We start from the raw sequence: 1,985 nt of genomic DNA on the forward strand, positions 1-1,985 counted from the left end.
CTGCCTTTGGCACCACGCCTCGAAGGCCTGCCGCTGGTGATCTGCTTCCTTCCGGCTGGGCGCGTGCGCCACAGCCCGGAGCATCGATGGTGAAGTCCAGGTGGTCGTTGCGGGCATAGGCGATCACCTCCGGCATCCGCTCGAGCTGATACGCCACACTGGGTTCCCACTTAGGTGCATCGAGCACTACGTGGCTGACGTAACCTTTGGTCGTGCCCACACAGGGGCGCACCGTGCGGAAGAGAACTCCGGACGCTATGCCTTGTCAATAAATTCCTCACACAGCAGAATGTACTGATCCAACTCTTCCCCGGTAAACCGCTTGTGGTGCTCCACACAGTAGTACCAGGCAAAGCGCAGCTTGAGGGCACTAAGGGCGCGCTTGGCCTCCCGGCAATAAGCGGCAACATTTGCAGGATCCACTATGGGCAGGTACACACCGAGCAATATTAAAGGCGTTATGTTCGGCAGCAGCTTCTCTTAACCTCCTTGTTAGAGTTTTCGAGGCTTCGATCACCTGCAGGATATGCCCAGTAACAATTGTGCTTTTCGAAGGGCGAGTTCATGGCATTCAACTCAAGTCACAATCTGTTGCGGTGTTTTCCTCCCTGCAGGCGTGCGGTCGAAGTCGGCGTCCAGGCTTACCAAAGTGAGAGCGTGCTTCTCCGCAGCGATGTATTGATAGGCGTCATCGAAGTCCAGGTTGAACCGCTCCATGACTTCGAGCACGGCTGGCAGGTCTGTGGGTTCCAGATGAATGACCGTCACAGCGCCATCGATGAAGACCTCCTGCACGAAGAGGCGGAAGGCGTCCAGGCGACCGAGCCGGCAGAGGATGATGCCGATGGAGTGCAGAGCGAAATCCGTGATGGCGAGCTGGTCCGATGGGACCTGTTCCAAGAACCGCCCGATGACCTCCGATTGCTCCTGGTCGAGCAAGCGCTCGAGCCAGATGTTGGTGTCCACAAGGTACATGGCTCAGTCGCCTCGCCATTCCAGGGCCTTTTTCTGCAACTCCAGGGCGGTGAACCGGTCCTTGAACTCGCGCAAGGCACCGGCCCAGCTCTGCCGGATGGGTTTCCCATGGGCAGCCTTCCGACGCTCCAGAAGAAAGCGTGCGAAATCCTCCACCTCTTTCCTGAGATCCGGCGGCAGCTCCCGAATCAACTCCTCCAGGGATTTCATGGCCTCACCTCCAGATGGTGCATTTCCTCACCTTGAACACCCTTCGCCTTCGGTGCATGCGGCTCTCCAAAGGGCAAGTCAAGGACGGGGTGTCAATGAGCAGGGGCATTTTGACACCTTGCCCTCCTGAAGCGCCTTCCGTCCTCGTTCTGAGATCTCCCAGATGCCCCGAGGCGAGTCGCTCTTCAACAGCCCTTCTCGGGCCATCGTATTCCGACACCACTGCGCCGTGTTGCGCCAACGGATGATCTTAGGATTCGAAGGTAAAGGCCGACGGTCATAATCGTTCAAGATTCCCTGCGCCTTTTTCTCCACAAGATCCAACACTTTAGACATCTCCGCTCGCCCTCCCAATTCCACGTAGAGCTTCCAGGATCGGCCTCCGAAAGGCATCTTCGCTGGTTCTCAATCCTTTCTTAAGTCTCTCCGGACGTCTTCTGCTCATTTTTTTCTCCGAAGCATAACCAGTGAAGACATTTCTCCACTCGTTTTGAAGCATCTTAACCCTTTCGTGGAACTCGGCCAGCCGGACCGCAATTTCAATCATCCGACGAGCTTCATCGTAAGCCCCTTTCTGGAAGGCCTTGGCCACAGCCTCGTTAATGCCATTGGCAACCTGCTCGATCTCCTCAAGCAGGATTTCAAAGGCAATGTGCACCTCATTCCTGTCCATGATGGCGCTCCCTTACTACCTCATTTTACTACTCATGAGGTGCTTTGACCACCCGCACTATCCCGAAGAGGTTTCGTCAAGAGGTGTGGACTTTCGCATTAGGCGGCGACCTCCTGGGGAGCCTCGA

The 1,985-nt window shown here is 56.3% G+C and carries 4 protein-coding genes and 1 pseudogene; all 5 read right to left on the minus strand.

What is annotated here, in order from left to right; all coding sequences use genetic code 11:
• Positions 1-61: 61 nt before the first annotated feature.
• Positions 62-262: pseudogene (locus tag CFB18_RS16530) on the minus strand (hypothetical protein); the annotation flags it as partial.
• A 314-nt stretch (positions 263-576) separates the two neighbouring features.
• Positions 577-975: a type II toxin-antitoxin system VapC family toxin gene (locus CFB18_RS08975; protein WP_088571479.1), complete on the minus strand. Its 399-nt coding sequence runs from the start codon at positions 973-975 to the stop codon at positions 577-579.
• A 3-nt stretch (positions 976-978) separates the two neighbouring features.
• Complete coding sequence (locus CFB18_RS08980; RefSeq protein ID WP_088571480.1) at positions 979-1,185, minus strand: DUF2281 domain-containing protein; 207 nt, start codon at positions 1,183-1,185, stop codon at positions 979-981.
• Positions 1,186-1,263: 78 nt separating this feature from the next.
• On the minus strand, positions 1,264-1,578 hold the full coding sequence (locus CFB18_RS16535; protein ID WP_407084007.1) for a winged helix-turn-helix domain-containing protein: 315 nt from the start codon (positions 1,576-1,578) through the stop codon (positions 1,264-1,266).
• Positions 1,514-1,858: a hypothetical protein gene (locus tag CFB18_RS15620; RefSeq protein WP_200808145.1), complete on the minus strand. Its 345-nt coding sequence runs from the start codon at positions 1,856-1,858 to the stop codon at positions 1,514-1,516. Before CFB18_RS15620 ends, CFB18_RS16535 begins: the two co-directional genes overlap by 65 nt.
• Between the last annotated feature and the right edge of the window lie 127 nt (positions 1,859-1,985).

Origin of the sequence: Thermoflexus hugenholtzii JAD2 (assembly GCF_900187885.1) — a bacterium.
In the GTDB taxonomy this organism is placed as follows: Bacteria; Chloroflexota; Anaerolineae; order Thermoflexales; family Thermoflexaceae; genus Thermoflexus; species Thermoflexus hugenholtzii.